This is a genomic window from Escherichia sp. WS3063 (assembly GCF_046486595.1).
In the GTDB taxonomy this organism is placed as follows: domain Bacteria; phylum Pseudomonadota; class Gammaproteobacteria; order Enterobacterales; family Enterobacteriaceae; genus Escherichia; species Escherichia coli.
The window spans coordinates 116,488-135,493 of sequence record NZ_JBJQKY010000005.1; the positions used below are offsets into that span (position 1 = coordinate 116,488).

The following is a 19,006-nucleotide window of genomic DNA, read 5'->3' on the forward strand; positions in this document are numbered from 1 at the left end:
ATGTTACGTAATGGAAATAAATATATCCTGATGCTGGTGAGTATAATTATGCTCACTGCGTGCATTAGCCAGTCAAGAACATCATTTATACCGCCACAGGATCGCGAATCTTTACTCGCCGAGCAACCGTGGCCGCATAATGGTTTTGTGGCGATTTCATGGCATAACGTTGAAGACGAAGCTGCCGACCAGCGTTTTATGTCAGTGCGAACATCAGCACTGCGTGAACAATTTGCCTGGCTGCGCGAGAACGGTTATCAACCGGTCAGTATTGCTCAAATTCGTGAAGCACATCGAGGAGGAAAACCGCTACCGGAAAAAGCAGTAGTGCTGACTTTTGATGACGGCTACCAGAGTTTTTATACCCGCGTCTTCCCAATTCTTCAGGCCTTCCAGTGGCCTGCTGTATGGGCCCCCGTCGGCAGTTGGGTCGATACGCCAGCGGATGAACAAGTAAAATTTGGCGATGAGATGGTCGATCGAGAATATTTTGCCACGTGGCAACAAGTGCGAGAAGTTGCGCGTTCCCGGCTCGTTGAGGTCGCTTCTCATACATGGAATTCTCACTACGGTATTCAGGCTAATGCCACCGGCAGCTTATTGCCTGTATATGTAAATCGTGCATATTTTACTGACCACGCACGGTATGAAACCGCAGCAGAATACCGGGAAAGAATTCGTCTGGATGCTGTAAAAATGACGGAATACCTGCGTACAAAGGCTGAGGTAAATCCACACGTTTTTGTTTGGCCTTATGGCGAAGCGAATGGCATAGCAATCGCGGAATTAAAAAAACTCGGTTATGACATGTTCTTCACCCTTGAATCAGGTTTGGCAAATGCGTCGCAATTAGATTCCATTCCGCGAGTATTAATCGCCAATAATCCCTCATTAAAAGAGTTTGCCCAGCAAATTATTACCGTACAGGAAAAACCACTACAACGGGTAATGCATATCGATCTTGATTACATTTATGACGAAAACCGCCAGCAAATGGATCGCAATATTGATGTGCTAATTCAGCGGGTAAAAGATATGCAAATATCTACCGTGTATTTACAAGCATTTGCTGATCCCGATGGTGATGGGCTGGTTAAAGAGGTCTGGTTTCCAAATCGTTTGCTACCAATGAAAGCAGATATTTTTAGTCGGGTTGCCTGGCAATTGCGTACCCGCTCAGGTGTAAACATCTATGCGTGGATGCCGGTATTAAGCTGGGATTTAGATCCCACATTAACGCGAGTAAAATACTTACCAACTGGGGAGAAAAAAGCACAAATTCATCCTGAACAATACCGCCGTCTCTCTCCTTTCGATGACAGGGTCAGAGCACAAGTTGGCATGTTATATGATGATCTTGCCGGACATGCTGCTTTTGATGGCATATTGTTCCACGATGATGCTTTGCTTTCAGATTATGAAGATGCCAGTGCACCGGCTATCGCGGCTTATCAGCAAGCTGGCTTTAGCGGGAGTCTGAGCGAAATTCGACAAAACCCGGAGCAATTTAAACAGTGGACCCGCTTTAAAAGTCGTGCGTTAACTGACTTCACTTTAGAACTTAGTGCGCGCGTAAAAGCCATTCGTGGTCCACATGTTAAAACTGCACGAAATATTTTTGCACTTCCGGTAATACAACCTGAAAGTGAAGCCTGGTTTGCACAGAATTATGCTGATTTCCTAAAAAGCTATGACTGGACCGCTATTATGGCTATGCCTTATATGGAAGGCGTCACAGAAAAATTGGCTGATCAATGGTTAACACAATTGACCAATCAGATGAAAAGCATCCCGCAGGCTAAAGACAAATCAATTTTAGAATTACAGGCACAAAACTGGCAGAAAAATGGTCAGCATCAGGCTATTTCTTCACAACAACTCGCTCACTGGATGAGCCTATTACAACTGAATGGAGTGAAAAATTATGGTTATTATCCCGACAATTTTCTGCATAACCAACCTGAAATAGACGTTATTCGTCCTGAGTTTTCAACAGCCTGGTATCCGAAAAATGATTAATCGCATCGTATCGTTTTTTATATTATGTCTGGTGTTATGCATCCCCCTATGCGTAGCGTACTTTCACTCTGGTGAACTGATGATGAGGTTCGTTTTCTTCTGGCCGTTTTTTATGTCCATTATGTGGATTGTTGGCGGCGTCTATTTCTGGGTCTATCGTGAACGCCACTGGCCGTGGGGAGAAAACGCACCAGCCCCCCAGTTGAAAGATAATCCGTCTATCTCCATTATCATTCCCTGTTTTAATGAGGAGAAAAACGTTGAGGAAACCATACACGCCGCTTTAGCACAGCGTTATGAGAACATTGAAGTTATTGCCGTAAATGACGGTTCAACAGACAAAACCCGTGCCATCCTGGATCGCATGGCTGCACAAATTCCCCACCTGCGGGTCATTCATCTGGCGCAAAACCAGGGGAAAGCCATTGCGCTTAAAACCGGAGCTGCCGCGGCGAAAAGTGAATATCTGGTGTGCATTGATGGCGATGCGTTATTAGACCGCGATGCGGCGGCATATATTGTGGAACCGATGTTGTACAACCCGCGTGTGGGTGCCGTAACCGGTAATCCTCGTATTCGCACACGTTCTACCCTGGTGGGTAAAATTCAGGTTGGCGAGTATTCCTCAATTATTGGTTTGATCAAGCGGACCCAGCGTATCTATGGAAACGTATTTACAGTTTCCGGTGTTATTGCCGCATTTCGTCGCAGCGCCCTGGCAGAAGTGGGTTACTGGAGTGACGATATGATCACCGAAGATATTGATATTAGCTGGAAGCTGCAGTTGAATCAGTGGACGATTTTTTACGAGCCACGGGCGCTGTGCTGGATATTAATGCCTGAAACGTTAAAAGGGCTGTGGAAACAGCGCCTGCGCTGGGCTCAGGGCGGTGCAGAAGTATTCCTCAAAAATATGACAAGGCTATGGCGCAAAGAAAACTTTCGAATGTGGCCACTGTTTTTTGAATACTGTCTGACGACAATATGGGCCTTTACCTGCCTGGTCGGTTTCATTATTTACGCAGTCCAACTTGCAGGTGTACCGTTAAATATTGAATTGACACATATCGCAGCGACACATACTGCCGGAATATTATTGTGTACGTTATGTTTACTGCAATTTATTGTCAGTCTGGTGATTGAGAATCGCTATGAGCACAATCTGGCTTCATCGCTTTTCTGGATTATTTGGTTCCCGGTTATTTTCTGGATGCTAAGCCTGGCAACGACATTGGTATCATTTACACGAGTCATGTTGATGCCTAAAAAACAACGCGCTCGTTGGGTAAGTCCCGATCGTGGGATTCTGAGAGGTTAATATGAACAATCTAATTATTACGACCCGACAATCGCCAGTACGTTTACTGGTTGATTATGTTGCCACAACCATCTTGTGGACATTATTTGCTTTGTTCATATTCTTATTCGCCATTGATCTGCTGACGGGTTATTACTGGCAAAGCGAGGCCAGAAGCCGACTTCAGTTCTATTTTTTGCTGGCAGTGGCGAATGCCGTCGTGTTAATCGTCTGGGCATTGTACAATAAGCTGCGTTTTAAAAAACAGCAGCATCATGCAGCATACCAATATACGCCGCGAGAATATGCAGAGAGCTTAGCAATACCTGATGAGCTTTATCAGCAACTACAAAAAAGCCACAGGATGAGCGTACACTTCACCAGCCAGGGACAAATAAAAATGGTGGTTTCAGAAAAAACGCTAGTCCGGGTATAAACACCCAAAACAAAGCCCGGTTCGCCCGGGCTCTGCGCCGATAATACACTTAACTGTATGCATGTAGCGTACGTTGGCAAAGTGCCGAACGTACGCAATCCTCTTTACCGAATCGGACGATCCCGACCATTTCATCTTCTTCGAAACGTTCCAGCGCGTCACTTAATCCGGATCGCACGCCGCGAGGCAAATCGCATTGCGTGATATCACCGTTGACGATAACCGTCACGTTCTCCCCGAGGCGGGTTAAAAACATTTTCATTTGCGCGGCAGTCACATTCTGCGCCTCGTCAAGAATGACGACTGCATTTTCAAAGGTACGTCCACGCATATAGGCGAACGGCGCAATTTCCACCTTCCCTATTTCTGGTCGCAGGCAGTACTGCATAAAGGAAGCCCCTAAGCGCCGAACCAGCACATCGTAGACCGGGCGAAAATAGGGAGCAAACTTTTCTGCGATATCACCAGGTAAGAAGCCAAGATCTTCATCGGCTTGCAGAACTGGACGGGTGACGATAATCCTGTCGACATCCTTATGTATCAGGGCCTCTGCCGCTTTTGCTGCGCTGATCCAGGTTTTTCCGCACCCAGCTTCGCCCGTGGCGAATATCAGCTGCTTACTCTCAATAGCCTTCAGATAGTGCAATTGCGCTTCATTTCGCGCGAGGATGGGCGAAGTATCGCGACTGTCGCGGGCCATACCAATGGCTTCTACGCCGCTCATCTGCACAAGCGAGGTGACCGATTCTTCTTCACGCTGCTTATGGCTGCGCGAATCCCGTCTCAGCACACGTTTTGCCTCGCGACGAGCTTTGATCACTGCTTTTTGTCTTCCCATGGAGAGCACCTTGAGTTGTTTGTATTCATCACACGCGCCGTTGGCAGCGCGATTATGCGCACGAACATCAGAGGGTTGGCTTCCTTGTAAGCCATAGTTTGCTTTTGGATAAAATGCCGAAAAACGGCTACGCACACCGTTTGCGGCGTCGGTAACACGAGTAAAGAGAGGAAGTGAGAAAAATACAGAGTGACGAAGTTGCTACCGGAGGAGAAATCTCCGCGAGTGGTGGAGCCTTGCTTAACAAAACATTGTCCAGAACAGGACGTTACCATCCGCGATCTCCATAGTGACTGACTATCACTGCCGGGAACTTCCGCTGCTACTTAATAAGTACAACAGATCTCGCATTCATTGCAACAATATATTCACTTATATTTAACTATAAAACACCATTTCAGTGACATTAGTTTCTACTGGAAAGATGACAGAGTGATGACAGTGATGAAAAAAGCTGTGTGCTTTCAGCAGGATTCGCTGGGCTGGTAAAATGTGCCTCGTGTTTGCCGGATGCTGCGCGAACGCCTTACCCGACCTACAAGTGATTAATAATTTGTGCACAAAACTCATGCCCGATAAACCTGCGCATCGGGCATATTTGCGTCGTTCAAACCCGCAATAACGCGCTTCCGAGATAATCATTCGCGTCCTTCACTCCCGGCAGCGCAAAAAAATAACCGCCGCCGATGGGTTTAACGTATTCCTCCAGCGCTTCGCCATTGAGCCTTTTTTGTACTGTCAGGAAGCCTTTTTCCAGATCGTGTTGGTAGCAGACAAACAGTAGCCCCATATCCAGTTGCCCGGAGTTGGTGACGCCCAGTGAATAACTGTAGCCACGACGCAGCATCAGACTTGACTCACTCTCTGGCGTGCGGGGATTCGCCAGCCGAATATGGCTGTCCAGCGCGATCACCTTCCCTTCCGGATCGCTGGCGTAATCGGGAACATCATGCTCATGCTGCATTCCCAGCGGCGCACCGGTTTGCTTATCACGACCAAATATCGTCTGCTGCTCTTTCAGCGGCGTTCTGTCCCAAAATTCCACCCGAAACTGAATCAAGCGTACTGCCTGATAGCTGCCACCGATTGTCCACGCAGGCTCCTGCTGATCTGCCGTCACCCACACCACTTTTTGCATCAACTTCGCATTCTGGCTATCGGGATTGGCGGTGCCGTCTTTAAAGCCCAGCAAATTTATCGGCGTCTCTTTGCCTTTACTACGCGCTGCGTGGTCGGAAATAAACCCTTCCCGCTTCCAGCGCACGCTGAGCAAATCCGGCGTGTGTTTGATGATATCGCGCAGCGCATGGATCACCGTGTCCTGGGTGTTGGCGCAAATTTGTAGCAACACATCACCATGACATAACGCCGCATCCAGCGAGTCGTTAGGGAAACGCGTCATCTTCTGCAACTTTTTTGGCATCTGTGGCGCAAGGCCAAAGCGCTCATCAAACAATGAGTGACCCACCGATAACGTTATGGTGAGATTATCGGGCGCAATGTAGCCGCCAAGAATGCCGGAATCGAGTGGTGGCAGGCGCGGATTTGGCGTTTCTGGTGCCGCTCCGCCCTGAGTCAGAAAAGCAAAACGCTGAGTCAACAAGCGAAACAACCGTTCAAGATCGGTTTTATCGCTGGCAAGCACATCAAACGCCACCAGCATCATTGCCGCCTGCTGCGGCGTCAGAATACCCGCCTGATGTTCGCCATAAAACGGCTGCGCTTCACTGCGCGCATCCGGTGAAAGCGTGCCCGGTGCACTTTGCGTTTTTTGTGCATGAACGACCGGACAACTTCCCGCCAGCGCCAGCGCACCAATCCCTTTCAGTAAACGTCGGCGTGACGGTTCATTCACGCCGTTTTCATCTTCATACTGCATAACGCTTAGTCCAGCCCCAGCACACCGCGAAGTTGCGCCAGATCTTCCGCCAGCGCAGTAATCGGCCCTTTCAGCGCATTACGGTCAGCATCGGTCAGCTTGTCGTAAGTTTCATAACCGTCTTTGGTTCGGTATTTCGCCAGAATGGTATCGACCTTTTTGAAATTGGCATCGACTTTTGCCAGCAGTTCCGGGTTGGCCTTTTGCAGTTGTGGACGCAGCAGATCGACAATTTTCTGCGAGCCTTCAACGTTAGCCTGGAAATCCCACAGATCGGTGTGGCTGTAGCGATCTTCTTCACCGCTGATTTTGCTGGCTGCCACTTCCTCAATCAGTCCGGCTGCACCGCCGACCACTTTTGAAGGTGGGAAAGCCAGTTCACTGATGCGTTTTTGCAAATCGACCACATCGGTATAAAGCTGGTCGGCATACTTATCCATCCCTTTAGTGGTGTTATCGCCAAACAATGCTTTTTCCAGACGGTGGAAACCGGTGAATTTCGGATCGGCAGCTTTTTGCTCGTAGTCATCTTCACGGGCGTCAATGCTGCCATCCAGATCGGAGAACAGTTCAGCAATCGGTTCGATGCGCTCATAGTGCTGGCGCGTCGGCGCATACAGTGCTTTCGCTTTTTCGATATCGCCTGCTTTAATAGCGTCGGTAAATGCTTTGGTGTCGGTCACCAACTGCGTGGTTTCCGTCATGACATAGGCTTTATATGCAGTAATTGCACCACCAAGACTTAACAGCGCATCACTTTGCGCCGCATCTGCCGTTGCCTCACCTTTGACGATCAACTTCCCTTTCGGGTTAGTCAGCAGACCGCAGGTCATATCGTATTCGCCAGGCTGTAAATTCGCCGTCATTTTCTGGCTAAAACCAGGGGCGATATTTTCCCGCTCTTCCACCACCATCACGCCTTTGAGGATCTCCCACTCCAGCGCCTTCTGGCTGTGGTTCTGAATAATGAACTGTGTTTTCCCGGCGTTAACCGTAATGGTCATCGGCTCGCACTGCTTATCCGTTACGGTCACTTTGACTTGCGGAATATCAGCGGCGTTAGCCATAAAAGCAGAAGAGAACAGCGCAGCCACGCTCAACTGCAATGCGTTACGGCGGAAGTTAATGGTCATGACGAGACTATCCCTTTAAAGTATGTTGTAACTAAGCAAGAGTTTGCGTCGTATTTGTTACGCGGAGCGAGACGCTGTCGCCCCTGCGCGTGGTGGCAGAGCAAATGCCACCAGCGCCGGGATGAGATAAATAAACCAGACGGCGACTTCGCTGACGCTCGGCGCTTCCTGATAGCCAAAAATCCCTTCCATCAGCGTGCCAAACAGCGAGTGAGTTGAGAGCACCGCACTCATATCGAAGGCGATTTCCTGAAAGTGGTTCCACAATCCGGCTTCATGAAATGCGCGAATGGCACCAGCCGCCAGCCCTGCGGCGACGAAGAGAATAAACAGGCTGGTCCATTTAAAAAATGCACCAAGATTGAGGCGAATACCGCCCCAGTAGAGCAGGAAGCCAAGCACCACGGCTGTAGCAAGACCGAGCATTGCACCCAGCGGCGGCCAGATCCCGACATCTTGTTGAAACGCCGCCAGCAGGAAAAAGACCGACTCCAGCCCCTCCCTTGCAACGGCAAAAAAGACCATCATCACCAGCGCCCAGCCATGATGATTTCCACGCTGCAATGCGCTGTCGACTGCCTGCTCCAGTTGTACTTTGACGTTGCGCGACACTTTGCGCATCCAGAAAACCATCCAGGTAAGGATCACCACGGCGATCACCGCCACGATACCTTCAAACAGTTCCTGTTCTTTTTGCGGAAATTCGCCGGTGGTTTCGTTAATGAAGATACCCAAGCCCAGGCACAACGCAGCGGCAAGCAACACGCCAATCCACATCACACCAATCCATCGGCCTCGCTGGGTACGCTTAAGATAGCTGGCAATCAAACTGACAATCAGCGCGGCTTCAAGTCCTTCGCGCAACATAATGAGAAACGGAACAAACATGCCACCCACCCTTAAACGTTTTTCTGAGTCAATCTATGCAAAGAAAAGTAAATCGCAGTGATAGCGATTATCATTACGACAAAGAAAAATACAAGCGAAATGTTTATAAAATGATGTTGGATTGTAAACAAAGAGAGGTAATGCCAGGGGATATAAACGATTATTCCAGGTACAAAGATGGGATTGTTTACAACGAGCCAGGTGTTCTTGCCAGATGCCGCGTAAACGCCTTATCCAGCCGACAAAACTGTCCAGACTCAATGCATCAGAGCTTCCATGTAAAACTGATAAGCGGGTGTATCAAGCAATTTCGTCCATCCGCGATTATCAAATCTAACTTTTTGCCCGGAACATAATAACAGCTCGGGTGTTGGTGGCGTCAAAATCGCTGAAGCGTTCCCCGAAGGCCGGGGCAGCCCACATGGATGTGGGCTGAGGGCGCGTCTTACAGGACGTTACCTCGCGCCCGACCCGGTAGCCGAAGGGGATAAGCTGAAGGTACCGCGCAGCGGCGATTTTGTTCGCCAGAGCCCGGGGGTGCAGGGGGCGGCGGCGATTGGCCGCCCCCTGCGCGCTCCCTGCACCATTCAATTTATATGGCGAGGCACATTAAGGGAGCGCAACCCGCTGCTGAAGCCAAACAAAACCGCCGCAGGCTAAGTCCCTTAGCTTTCCTGCAACCGTGACGGCGGAGCCGAATGATAGTGCGCATCGGCCTCGGCAAAGCGTTTTTGCATCGCCGCTGACGGCGCTTTACCCAGCAAACTAAACACTACAATCCCGATACTACCAAAGATAAAGCCCGGAATAATTTCGTACAGACCCAGCCAGCCGAACTGTTTCCAGACGATAACCGTCAGCGCACCGATGATCATCCCCGCCAGCGCACCGTTGCGCGTCATGCGTGACCACATCACCGAGAACAGCACCACCGGACCAAACGCCGCGCCAAAGCCTGCCCACGCGTAGCTCACTAAGCCCAGCACGCGGTTTTCCGGGTTTGCCGCCAGCGCAATCGCCACCAGCGCCACCACCAGCACCATCACACGCCCTACCCACACCAGCTCTTTCTGGCTGGCATGTTTACGCAGAAACGCTTTGTATAAATCTTCGGTAATCGCACTGGAACATACCAGCAGCTGGCAGCTTAAGGTTGACATTACCGCCGCCAGAATCGCCGACAGCAGAATCCCGGCAATCCACGGGTTAAACAGAATTTGCGCCAGTTCGATAAACACGCGTTCAGCGTTCTGATTTACCGCACCTGCTACCGCCGGGTGCTCATTAAAGTAAGCAATACCAAAGAAGCCAACAGCCACCGCCCCTGCCAGGCAGAGGATCATCCAGGTCATACTGATACGACGCGCATGGACAATGCTGTGGTGAGAATCCGCCGCCATAAAACGCGCCAGGATGTGCGGTTGCCCGAAGTAACCCAGCCCCCAGCCCATCAGCGAGATAATGGCAACAAAGTTCAGCCCTTTGAGCATATCCACGTTTTCGATGCTCTTTTGTTTGATCACTTCCAGCGAGTCGCCAAACCCACCAACGCTAATGATTACGATAACCGGCGTCAGTATCAGGGCAAAAATCATCAGGCTGGCCTGTACAGTGTCAGTCCAGCTCACCGCGAGGAAACCGCCAATAAAGGTGTAAAGGATCGTCGCCGCAGCCCCCGCCCACAGAGCCGTTTCGTAGCTCATGCCAAAGGTACTTTCAAACAGACGCGCGCCTGCCACAATGCCCGAAGCGCAATAAATGGTGAAGAACAGCAAAATAACCAGCGCGGAGATAATGCGCAAAATGCGGCTTTTATCTTCAAAGCGCCCGGTGAAATAATCCGGCAATGTTAAGGCGTTATTGTTGTATTCGGTATGCACACGCAACCGCCCGGCCACCAGCTTCCAGTTGATCCACGCGCCTAATGTCAGGCCAATGGCGATCCAGCTTTCGGAAATCCCGGAAAGAAAAACAGCGCCTGGCAACCCCATTAACAGCCAGCCGCTCATATCCGACGCCCCCGCCGATAATGCCGTCACGAATGGCCCAAGACTACGACCGCCCAGAATATAGTCGTCGAAGTTTTTCGTTGATCGCCAGGCGATAAACCCAATCAATATCATGCCAAAGATATAGACACAAAATGTCACCAACATCGGTGTGCTAATAGCCATCTAAAGTCTCCAAAAAATTATTATCGGCAATGTCGAAACTTGCCGTTATATCTGCCACCGGAACGGGGTAACAGAGTTTATGTTTTACCAGGGCGACCGTATCCTGCCGGAAGCGCTGGTTATTCACAATCGATTTAACACACCATTTACATTAAATTTTAGTGCTCAGCGACACTATTTTTCATCAGGTTGCACTCTCTCACATTTTTTGCGGTTGCACCTTTCAAAAATGTTAACTGCCGCAGAGAAAAAGTCTGAGTTATTTTTTTAATCCCTGTCATATCGATTTCTTTTATTAACATTTCATTCATTTTTAAGCTTGCTACGCAGGTCACATTTAACATGGTTGCACAAAGTTGCAACATCATGGATATTTCACGATAACGTTAAGTTGCACCTTTCAGAACAACAGGAGTAATGGCATGGGAACCACCACCATGGGGGTTAAGCTGGACGACGCGACGCGTGAGCGTATTAAGTCTGCCGCGACACGTATCGATCGCACGCCACACTGGTTAATTAAGCAGGCGATTTTTTCTTATCTTGAACAACTGGAAAACAGCGATACTCTGCCGGAGCTACCTGCGCTGCTTTCTGGCGCTGCCAATGAGAGCGATGAAGCACCGACTCCGGCAGAGGAACCACACCAGCCATTCCTCGACTTTGCCGAGCAAATTTTGCCCCAGTCGGTTTCCCGCGCCGCGATCACCGCGGCCTATCGCCGCCCGGAAACCGAAGCGGTTTCGATGCTGCTGGAACAAGCCCGCCTGCCGCAACCAGTTGCTGAACAGGCGCATAAACTGGCGTATCAACTGGCCGATAAACTGCGTAATCAAAAAAATGCCAGTGGTCGCGCAGGTATGGTCCAGGGGTTATTGCAGGAGTTTTCGCTGTCATCGCAGGAAGGCGTGGCGCTGATGTGTCTGGCAGAAGCGTTGTTACGTATTCCCGACAAAGCCACCCGGGACGCGTTAATTCGCGACAAAATCAGCAACGGTAACTGGCAGTCACACATTGGTCGTAGCCCGTCTTTGTTTGTTAATGCCGCCACCTGGGGGCTGCTGTTTACCGGCAAACTGGTTTCCACCCATAACGAAGCCAGCCTCTCCCGCTCGCTGAACCGCATTATCGGTAAGAGCGGTGAACCGCTGATCCGCAAAGGTGTGGATATGGCGATGCGCCTGATGGGAGAGCAGTTCGTCACTGGCGAAACCATCGCGGAAGCGTTAGCCAATGCCCGCAAGCTGGAAGAGAAAGGTTTCCGTTACTCTTACGATATGCTGGGCGAAGCCGCGCTGACTGCCGCAGATGCACAAGCGTATATGGTTTCCTATCAGCAGGCGATTCACGCCATTGGTAAAGCGTCCAATGGTCGTGGCATCTATGAAGGTCCGGGCATTTCAATCAAGCTGTCGGCGCTGCATCCGCGTTACAGCCGCGCCCAGTATGACCGGGTAATGGAAGAGCTTTACCCACGTCTGAAATCACTCACCCTGCTGGCGCGTCAGTACGATATTGGTATTAACATCGATGCCGAAGAGGCCGATCGTCTGGAGATCTCCCTCGATCTGCTGGAAAAACTCTGTTTCGAGCCGGAACTGGCAGGCTGGAACGGCATCGGTTTTGTTATTCAGGCTTATCAAAAACGCTGCCCGTTGGTGATCGATTACCTGATTGATCTCGCCACCCGCAGCCGTCGCCGTCTGATGATTCGCCTGGTGAAAGGCGCGTACTGGGATAGTGAAATCAAGCGTGCACAGATGGACGGCCTTGAAGGTTATCCGGTTTATACCCGCAAGGTGTATACCGACGTTTCTTATCTTGCCTGTGCGAAAAAACTGCTGGCGGTGCCGAATTTAATCTACCCGCAGTTCGCGACGCACAACGCCCATACGCTGGCGGCAATTTATCAACTGGCGGGTCAAAACTACTACCCGGGTCAGTACGAGTTCCAGTGCCTGCATGGTATGGGCGAACCACTGTATGAGCAGGTCACCGGGAAAGTTGCCGACGGCAAACTTAACCGTCCGTGTCGTATTTATGCTCCGGTCGGTACACATGAAACGCTGCTGGCGTATCTGGTGCGCCGCCTGCTGGAAAACGGTGCTAACACCTCGTTTGTTAACCGTATTGCCGACACCTCTTTGCCACTGGATGAACTGGTCGCCGATCCAGTCACTGCTGTAGAAAAACTGGCGCAACAGGAAGGGCAAACTGGATTACCGCATCCGAAAATTCCCCTGCCGCGCGATCTTTACGGTCACGGGCGCGACAACTCGGCAGGGCTGGATCTCGCTAACGAACACCGTCTGGCATCGCTCTCTTCTGCCCTGCTCAATAGTGCACTGCAAAAATGGCAGGCCTTGCCAATGCTGGAACAACCGGTAGCGGCTGGTGAGATGTCGCCCGTTATTAACCCTGCGGAACCGAAAGATATTGTGGGCTATGTGCGTGAAGCCACGCCGCGTGAAGTAGAACTGGCGCTGGAAAGTGCGGTTAATAACGCGCCAATCTGGTTTGCCACTCCTCCGGCTGAACGCGCGGCAATTTTGCATCGCGCTGCCGTGCTAATGGAAAGCCAGATGCAGCAACTGATTGGTATTCTGGTGCGTGAAGCCGGAAAAACCTTCAGTAACGCCATTGCCGAAGTGCGCGAAGCGGTCGATTTTCTCCACTACTATGCCGGACAGGTGCGGGATGATTTCGCTAACGAAACCCACCGTCCATTAGGGCCTGTGGTATGTATCAGTCCGTGGAACTTCCCGCTGGCTATTTTCACCGGGCAGATCGCTGCCGCACTGGCGGCAGGTAACAGCGTGCTGGCAAAACCGGCAGAACAAACGCCGCTGATTGCCGCGCAAGGGATCGCCATTTTGCTGGAAGCGGGTGTACCGCCAGGCGTGGTGCAATTGCTGCCAGGTCGGGGTGAAACCGTGGGCGCGCAACTGACGGGTGATGAACGCGTGCGCGGGGTGATGTTTACCGGTTCAACCGAAGTCGCTACGTTACTGCAACGCAATATCGCCAGCCGCCTGGACGCTCAGGGTCGCCCAATTCCGCTCATTGCGGAAACCGGCGGCATGAACGCGATGATTGTCGATTCTTCAGCACTGACCGAACAAGTCGTAATAGATGTGCTGGCCTCGGCGTTCGACAGTGCAGGTCAGCGTTGTTCGGCACTGCGCGTGCTGTGCCTGCAAGATGAAATTGCCGACCACACGTTAAAAATGCTGCGCGGCGCAATGGCCGAATGCCGGATGGGTAATCCGGGTCGCCTGACCACCGATATCGGTCCGGTGATTGATGGCGAAGCGAAGACCAATATTGAGCGCCATATTCAGACTATGCGTAGCAAAGGCCGCCCGGTGTTCCAGGCAGTGCGGGAAAACAGTGAAGATGCCCGTGAATGGCAAAGCGGCACCTTTGTCGCTCCGACGCTGATCGAACTGGATGACTTTGCCGAATTACAAAAAGAGGTCTTTGGTCCGGTGCTGCATGTGGTGCGTTACAACCGTAACCAGCTGCCGGCGCTGATCGAGCAGATTAACGCTTCCGGTTATGGTCTGACGCTTGGCGTCCATACGCGTATTGATGAAACCATTGCCCAGGTCACTGGCTCGGCGCATGTTGGTAACCTGTATGTTAACCGTAATATGGTGGGCGCAGTGGTTGGGGTGCAGCCGTTCGGCGGCGAAGGGTTGTCTGGCACCGGGCCGAAAGCAGGCGGTCCGCTCTATCTCTACCGTCTGCTGGCGAATCGCCCGGAAAGTGCGCTGGCAGTGACGCTCGCGCGTCAGGATGCAGAGTATCCGGTCGATGCACAGTTGAAAGCCGCATTGACTCAGCCGCTAAATGCACTGCGGGAATGGGCAGCAAATCGTCCAGAATTGCAGGCGTTATGTACGCAATATGGCGAGCTGGCGCAGGCAGGAACACAACGATTGCTGCCGGGGCCGACGGGTGAACGCAACACCTGGACGCTGCTGCCGCGTGAGCGCGTGTTGTGTATTGCCGATGATGAGCAGGATGCGCTGACTCAGCTCGCCGCCGTGCTGGCGGTGGGCAGCCAGGTACTGTGGCCGGATGACGCGCTGCATCGTCAGCTAGTAAAGGCATTGCCATCGGCAGTCAGCGAACGTATTCAACTGGCGAAAGCGGAAAATATAACCGCTCAACCCTTTGATGCGGTGATCTTCCACGGTGATTCGGATCAGCTTCGCGCATTGTGTGAAGCCGTTGCTGCGCGGGATGGCGCAATTGTTTCGGTGCAGGGTTTTGCCCGTGGCGAAAGCAATATCCTTCTGGAACGGCTGTATATCGAACGTTCGCTGAGTGTGAATACCGCTGCCGCTGGCGGTAACGCCAGTTTAATGACGATCGGTTAAACAGGTAGCCGGAGGATGTTACAACCTCCTCCGGCATCTTTAACGTGGTCGAATCCCCTCAATAATAATCCGCTGCACGTTTTCAACCGTTTGATTGAAAAATACCTCATCGCGCAACGTCGCGCCTGTCACCGCCTCCACCTGAGGGGCAAAATCGGCGTAATGTTGAGTGGAAGCCCAAATCATAAAAATCAAATGCTGCGGATCAATCGGCGCGAGTTTGCCGCTTTTGACCCAACCGGCAATCAGCGCCGATTTCTCATCAATTAATGCCTTCAAATCGCCCGTCAGTTCATCCATTAACAGCGGCGCGCCTGCCAGCATCTCCATACAGAACAGGCGCGAAGCCTGCGGATAATCGCGGGAGACTTCCAGCTTCAGACGGATGTACTCTTTGATCGCCGCCAGCGGGGCGAAATCTTCTCGAAACGCTTTTAACGGTGCCAGCCAGATATCGAGAATCTGCCGCAGCACGGCAATATACAGCGCCTCTTTTGACGGAAAGTAATACAGCAGATTGGTTTTTGAAACACCCGCCAACTCTGCGATCTGCTCCAGCCTTGTGCCGTGAAAACCGAATTGTGAAAAAGTGTCCAGTGCTGCGCTAAGAATCGCTTTTTTCTTCGCGCTTACTGCGCGCGAACGTTTACCCGTTGTTTTCACTGCGCCTTGCGTCATGCGCTCTCCCCTCTTGTAGATTGGCAACAGGATAGCAAAACCCCCGCCCGGCCTCGACCTTCTGCACTCTCATCGCGCACAGATGCATGTTTTATGTGCAACTGTTTTGACCGTTTAGTCCACTTTTTACCAGATATTTTAGATAACGCATTGTTAACATATTAACAACATTAACTTTTTAAAAACTGGCATCCGCTTTGCAAACAAGCCAATACGCGGCTGAAAAGGATATGCAGGATGCAGCGCCCCGTCTGACTTTCACTTTACGAGACGAAGAGAGGTTGATGATGAAAATTGGCGTATTCGTACCTATTGGCAACAACGGCTGGCTCATTTCGACCCACGCGCCGCAGTACATGCCGACCTTTGAACTGAATAAAGCCATTGTGCAAAAAGCGGAGCACTACCATTTCGATTTCGCCCTGTCGATGATCAAACTGCGTGGCTTTGGCGGCAAAACTGAGTTCTGGGATCACAACCTTGAGTCGTTCACCTTGATGGCGGGGCTGGCGGCCGTGACCTCGCGCATTCAGATTTACGCCACTGCTGCCACCTTAACGTTACCTCCGGCAATCGTCGCCCGTATGGCCGCAACCATCGACTCCATCTCTGGCGGGCGTTTTGGCGTCAACCTCGTGACTGGCTGGCAAAAGCCCGAGTATGAGCAGATGGGTATCTGGCCTGGCGATGACTATTTCTCCCGTCGTTACGACTATCTCACCGAATATGTTCAGGTGCTGCGCGACCTGTGGGGCACGGGGAAAAGCGATTTTAAAGGCGATTTTTTCACCATGAATGATTGTCGCGTCAGTCCGCAACCGAGTGTCCCCATGAAAGTGATCTGCGCCGGGCAAAGCGACGCTGGCATGGCGTTCTCCGCTCAGTATGCCGATTTCAACTTCTGTTTCGGCAAAGGCGTAAATACACCCACGGCTTTCGCCCCGACCGCTGCGCGGATGAAACAGGCCGCAGAGCAAACCGGGCGCGACGTTGGTTCTTATGTGTTGTTTATGGTGATTGCCGATGAAACCGACGATGCCGCTCGCGCCAAATGGGAACACTACAAAGCGGGCGCGGATGAAGAGGCGTTAAGCTGGCTAACCGAACAAAGTCAGAAAGATACCCGCTCCGGTACTGATACCAACGTCCGTCAGATGGCCGATCCCACTTCGGCGGTAAACATCAATATGGGGACGTTAGTCGGTTCTTACGCCAGTGTCGCGCGCATGTTAGATGAAGTCGCAAGCGTGCCTGGTGCCGAAGGCGTGCTGTTGACCTTCGATGATTTTCTGTCGGGAATCGAAACCTTCGGCGAGCGCATTCAACCACTGATGCAGTGCCGCGCCCATCTCCCTGCGCTGACTCAGGAGGTGGCATGATGACAACCTTAACCGCTCGACCGGAAGCCATTACCTTCGATCCGCAGCAAAGTGCGCTGATCGTGGTGGATATGCAAAACGCTTATGCCACGCCAGGCGGCTACTTAGATCTCGCCGGGTTTGATGTCTCAACCACTCGCCCGGTCATTGCCAACATTCAAACCGCCGTGACCGCAGCGCGAGCGGCAGGGATGCTGATCATCTGGTTTCAAAATGGCTGGGATGAACAGTATGTCGAAGCTGGCGGCCCCGGCTCACCGAATTTTCATAAATCGAACGCCCTGAAAACCATGCGTAAGCAGCCGCAGCTGCAGGGGAAATTGCTGGCGAAAGGCTCCTGGGATTATCAACTGGTGGATGAACTGGTGCCGCAGCCTGGCGATATTGTGCTGCCGAAGCCGCGCTACAGCGGTTTCTTCAATACACCGCTGGACAGCATTTTGCGCAGCCGTGGAATACGCCATCTGGTTTTCACCGGTATCGCTACCAACGTCTGCGTCGAATCGACGCTACGCGATGGCTTTTTTCTGGAGTATTTCGGCGTGGTGCTGGAAGACGCAACACACCAGGCGGGGCCGGAATTTGCACAGAAAGCCGCGTTGTTCAATATCGAAACCTTTTTTGGCTGGGTCAGCGACGTCGAAACATTCTGCGACGCGCTTTCTCCCACGTCCTTTGCTCATATCGCTTAAGGAGTTTAACGATGCCAAAATCCGTAATTATTCCCGCTGGCAGCAGCGCACCGCTGGCTCCCTTCGTTCCCGGCACGCTGGCTGATGGCGTGGTGTATGTCTCCGGTACGCTGGCTTTTGATCAACATAATAACGTGCTGTTTGCAGATGACCCAAAGGCGCAAACCCGCCACGTTCTGGAAACCATCCGCAAGGTGATCGAGACGGCGGGTGGCACGATGGCGGATGTGACCTTCAACAGCATCTTTATTACCGACTGGAAAAATTACGCCGCGATTAACGAAATCTACGCCGAGTTTTTTCCGGGTGATAAACCGGCGCGATTCTGCATTCAGTGCGGACTGGTAAAACCTGACGCGCTGGTGGAAATCGCCACAATTGCGCATATCGCCAAGTGAGGCCGCGATGAAACTTTCACTCTCACCTCCCCCTTATGCTGATGCGCCCGTAGTGGTGTTGATTTCGGGTCTTGGGGGTAGCGGCAGTTACTGGTTACCGCAACTGGCGGTGCTGGAGCAGGAGTATCAGGTAGTCTGTTACGACCAGCGCGGCACCGGCAATAATCCCGACACGCTGGCAGAAGATTACAGTATCGCCCAGATGGCAGCGGAACTGCATCAGGCGCTGGTAGCCGCAGGGATTGAGCATTACGCAGTGGTCGGCCATGCGCTCGGTGCGCTGGTGGGAATGCAGCTGGCGCTGGATTATCCCGCGTCGGTAACTGTGCTGATCAGCGTTAACGGCTGGCTACGAATAAACGCCCATACGCGCCGCTGTTTTCAGGTTCGCGAACGATTACTGTATAGCGGCGGCGCGCAGGCATGGGTGGAAGCGCAGCCGTTGTTCCTCTATCCCGCCGACTGGATGGCGGCCCGCGCACCTCGCCTTGAGGCAGAAGACGCGCTGGCACTGGCGCATTTTCAGGGCAAAAATAATTTACTGCGTCGACTTAACGCCCTCAAACGCGCTGACTTTAGTCACCATGCGGATCGCATCCGCTGCCCGGTGCAAATCATCTGCGCCAGTGATGATCTGCTGGTGCCAACAGCATGTTCCAGTGAACTTCATGCCGCCCTGCCCGATAGCCAGAAAATGGTGATGCGCTATGGCGGACACGCCTGCAACGTGACCGATCCCGAAACGTTTAATGCTCTGTTACTCAACGGGCTTGCCAGCCTGTTACATCACCGTGAAGCCGCCCTGTAAGG

At 51.9% G+C, this 19,006-nt stretch carries 15 protein-coding genes; 8 read left to right on the forward strand and 7 right to left on the reverse strand.

Annotated features, from left to right (window positions below):
• The 3 genes from pgaB to pgaD are packed head-to-tail and all read left to right on the forward strand — an operon-like array spanning window position 1 to window position 3,752.
• Complete coding sequence (pgaB, locus tag ACJHYW_RS06800) at window positions 1-2,019, forward strand: poly-beta-1,6-N-acetyl-D-glucosamine N-deacetylase PgaB (protein ID WP_022645504.1); 2,019 nt, start codon at window positions 1-3, stop codon at window positions 2,017-2,019.
• On the forward strand, window positions 2,012-3,337 hold the full coding sequence (gene pgaC / locus ACJHYW_RS06805) for a poly-beta-1,6-N-acetyl-D-glucosamine synthase (protein WP_000610453.1): 1,326 nt from the start codon (window positions 2,012-2,014) through the stop codon (window positions 3,335-3,337). The genes pgaB and pgaC overlap by 8 nt, the downstream gene beginning before the upstream one ends.
• Before the next feature lies 1 nt (window position 3,338).
• Window positions 3,339-3,752 (forward strand): poly-beta-1,6-N-acetyl-D-glucosamine biosynthesis protein PgaD, encoded by a 414-nt coding sequence (gene pgaD / locus ACJHYW_RS06810; protein ID WP_001061091.1) that lies wholly within the window; start codon window positions 3,339-3,341, stop codon window positions 3,750-3,752.
• Between the two features lie 49 nt (window positions 3,753-3,801).
• Here pgaD and phoH read toward each other — a convergent pair whose 3' ends face one another.
• The 6 genes from phoH to ACJHYW_RS06840 form a co-directional block, all read right to left on the reverse strand.
• Window positions 3,802-4,590 (reverse strand): phosphate starvation-inducible protein PhoH, encoded by a 789-nt coding sequence (gene phoH, locus ACJHYW_RS06815; protein ID WP_000533536.1) that lies wholly within the window; start codon window positions 4,588-4,590, stop codon window positions 3,802-3,804.
• A gap of 607 nt (window positions 4,591-5,197) precedes the next feature.
• Complete coding sequence (gene efeB / locus ACJHYW_RS06820) at window positions 5,198-6,469, reverse strand: iron uptake transporter deferrochelatase/peroxidase subunit (protein ID WP_032171098.1); 1,272 nt, start codon at window positions 6,467-6,469, stop codon at window positions 5,198-5,200.
• 5 nt (window positions 6,470-6,474) lie between these two features.
• Window positions 6,475-7,602 carry an iron uptake system protein EfeO gene (gene efeO / locus ACJHYW_RS06825; RefSeq protein ID WP_061092642.1) on the reverse strand — a complete coding sequence of 376 codons (1,128 nt, stop codon included), beginning with the start codon at window positions 7,600-7,602 and terminating at the stop codon, window positions 6,475-6,477.
• Window positions 7,603-7,659: 57 nt separating this feature from the next.
• Entirely contained in the window at window positions 7,660-8,490 is an 831-nt protein-coding gene (gene efeU / locus ACJHYW_RS06830; RefSeq protein WP_000497942.1) for an iron uptake transporter permease EfeU, read from the reverse strand.
• A 665-nt stretch (window positions 8,491-9,155) separates the two neighbouring features.
• The gene (gene putP / locus ACJHYW_RS06835; RefSeq protein WP_001018486.1) at window positions 9,156-10,664 is read right to left on the reverse strand and encodes a sodium/proline symporter PutP; all 1,509 of its coding nucleotides are present in this window, start codon (window positions 10,662-10,664) and stop codon (window positions 9,156-9,158) included.
• Between the two features lie 158 nt (window positions 10,665-10,822).
• On the reverse strand, window positions 10,823-11,032 hold the full coding sequence (locus ACJHYW_RS06840) for a hypothetical protein (protein ID WP_000979516.1): 210 nt from the start codon (window positions 11,030-11,032) through the stop codon (window positions 10,823-10,825).
• A 54-nt stretch (window positions 11,033-11,086) separates the two neighbouring features.
• Between ACJHYW_RS06840 and putA the strand changes: the two genes are divergently transcribed.
• Entirely contained in the window at window positions 11,087-15,049 is a 3,963-nt protein-coding gene (gene putA / locus ACJHYW_RS06845; protein WP_001361399.1) for a trifunctional transcriptional regulator/proline dehydrogenase/L-glutamate gamma-semialdehyde dehydrogenase, read from the forward strand.
• A gap of 39 nt (window positions 15,050-15,088) precedes the next feature.
• Here the strand turns inward: putA and rutR are convergent, their stop codons facing one another.
• The gene (gene rutR / locus ACJHYW_RS06850) at window positions 15,089-15,727 is read right to left on the reverse strand and encodes an HTH-type transcriptional regulator RutR (RefSeq protein WP_000191701.1); all 639 of its coding nucleotides are present in this window, start codon (window positions 15,725-15,727) and stop codon (window positions 15,089-15,091) included.
• Window positions 15,728-16,014: 287 nt separating this feature from the next.
• On the opposite strand from rutR, the gene rutA reads away from it, so the two are divergent.
• The 4 genes from rutA to rutD are packed head-to-tail and all read left to right on the forward strand — an operon-like array spanning window position 16,015 to window position 19,004.
• Entirely contained in the window at window positions 16,015-17,106 is a 1,092-nt protein-coding gene (gene rutA, locus ACJHYW_RS06855) for a pyrimidine utilization protein A (protein ID WP_001297176.1), read from the forward strand.
• Complete coding sequence (gene rutB, locus ACJHYW_RS06860; RefSeq protein WP_001307100.1) at window positions 17,106-17,798, forward strand: peroxyureidoacrylate/ureidoacrylate amidohydrolase RutB; 693 nt, start codon at window positions 17,106-17,108, stop codon at window positions 17,796-17,798. The genes rutA and rutB overlap by 1 nt, the downstream gene beginning before the upstream one ends.
• Before the next feature lie 11 nt (window positions 17,799-17,809).
• The gene (gene rutC / locus ACJHYW_RS06865) at window positions 17,810-18,196 is read left to right on the forward strand and encodes a 3-aminoacrylate deaminase (protein WP_001126780.1); all 387 of its coding nucleotides are present in this window, start codon (window positions 17,810-17,812) and stop codon (window positions 18,194-18,196) included.
• 7 nt (window positions 18,197-18,203) lie between these two features.
• Window positions 18,204-19,004 carry a pyrimidine utilization protein D gene (gene rutD / locus ACJHYW_RS06870; protein WP_001361402.1) on the forward strand — a complete coding sequence of 267 codons (801 nt, stop codon included), beginning with the start codon at window positions 18,204-18,206 and terminating at the stop codon, window positions 19,002-19,004.
• Window positions 19,005-19,006: the final 2 nt, after the last annotated feature.

Coding starts and splice junctions, on each gene's coding strand:
- efeB (WP_032171098.1), bottom strand. CDS start 6,469: ATGCAGTATGAAGATGAAAACGGCGTGAATGAACCGTCACGCCGACGT.
- pgaC (WP_000610453.1), top strand. CDS start 2,012: ATGATTAATCGCATCGTATCGTTTTTTATATTATGTCTGGTGTTATGC.
- rutB (WP_001307100.1), top strand. CDS start 17,106: ATGACAACCTTAACCGCTCGACCGGAAGCCATTACCTTCGATCCGCAG.
- phoH (WP_000533536.1), bottom strand. CDS start 4,590: ATGGGAAGACAAAAAGCAGTGATCAAAGCTCGTCGCGAGGCAAAACGT.
- ACJHYW_RS06840 (WP_000979516.1), bottom strand. CDS start 11,032: ATGATGTTGCAACTTTGTGCAACCATGTTAAATGTGACCTGCGTAGCA.
- rutC (WP_001126780.1), top strand. CDS start 17,810: ATGCCAAAATCCGTAATTATTCCCGCTGGCAGCAGCGCACCGCTGGCT.
- pgaB (WP_022645504.1), top strand. CDS start 1: ATGTTACGTAATGGAAATAAATATATCCTGATGCTGGTGAGTATAATT.
- efeU (WP_000497942.1), bottom strand. CDS start 8,490: ATGTTTGTTCCGTTTCTCATTATGTTGCGCGAAGGACTTGAAGCCGCG.
- pgaD (WP_001061091.1), top strand. CDS start 3,339: ATGAACAATCTAATTATTACGACCCGACAATCGCCAGTACGTTTACTG.
- rutR (WP_000191701.1), bottom strand. CDS start 15,727: ATGACGCAAGGCGCAGTGAAAACAACGGGTAAACGTTCGCGCGCAGTA.
- efeO (WP_061092642.1), bottom strand. CDS start 7,602: ATGACCATTAACTTCCGCCGTAACGCATTGCAGTTGAGCGTGGCTGCG.
- putA (WP_001361399.1), top strand. CDS start 11,087: ATGGGAACCACCACCATGGGGGTTAAGCTGGACGACGCGACGCGTGAG.
- putP (WP_001018486.1), bottom strand. CDS start 10,664: ATGGCTATTAGCACACCGATGTTGGTGACATTTTGTGTCTATATCTTT.
- rutD (WP_001361402.1), top strand. CDS start 18,204: ATGAAACTTTCACTCTCACCTCCCCCTTATGCTGATGCGCCCGTAGTG.
- rutA (WP_001297176.1), top strand. CDS start 16,015: ATGAAAATTGGCGTATTCGTACCTATTGGCAACAACGGCTGGCTCATT.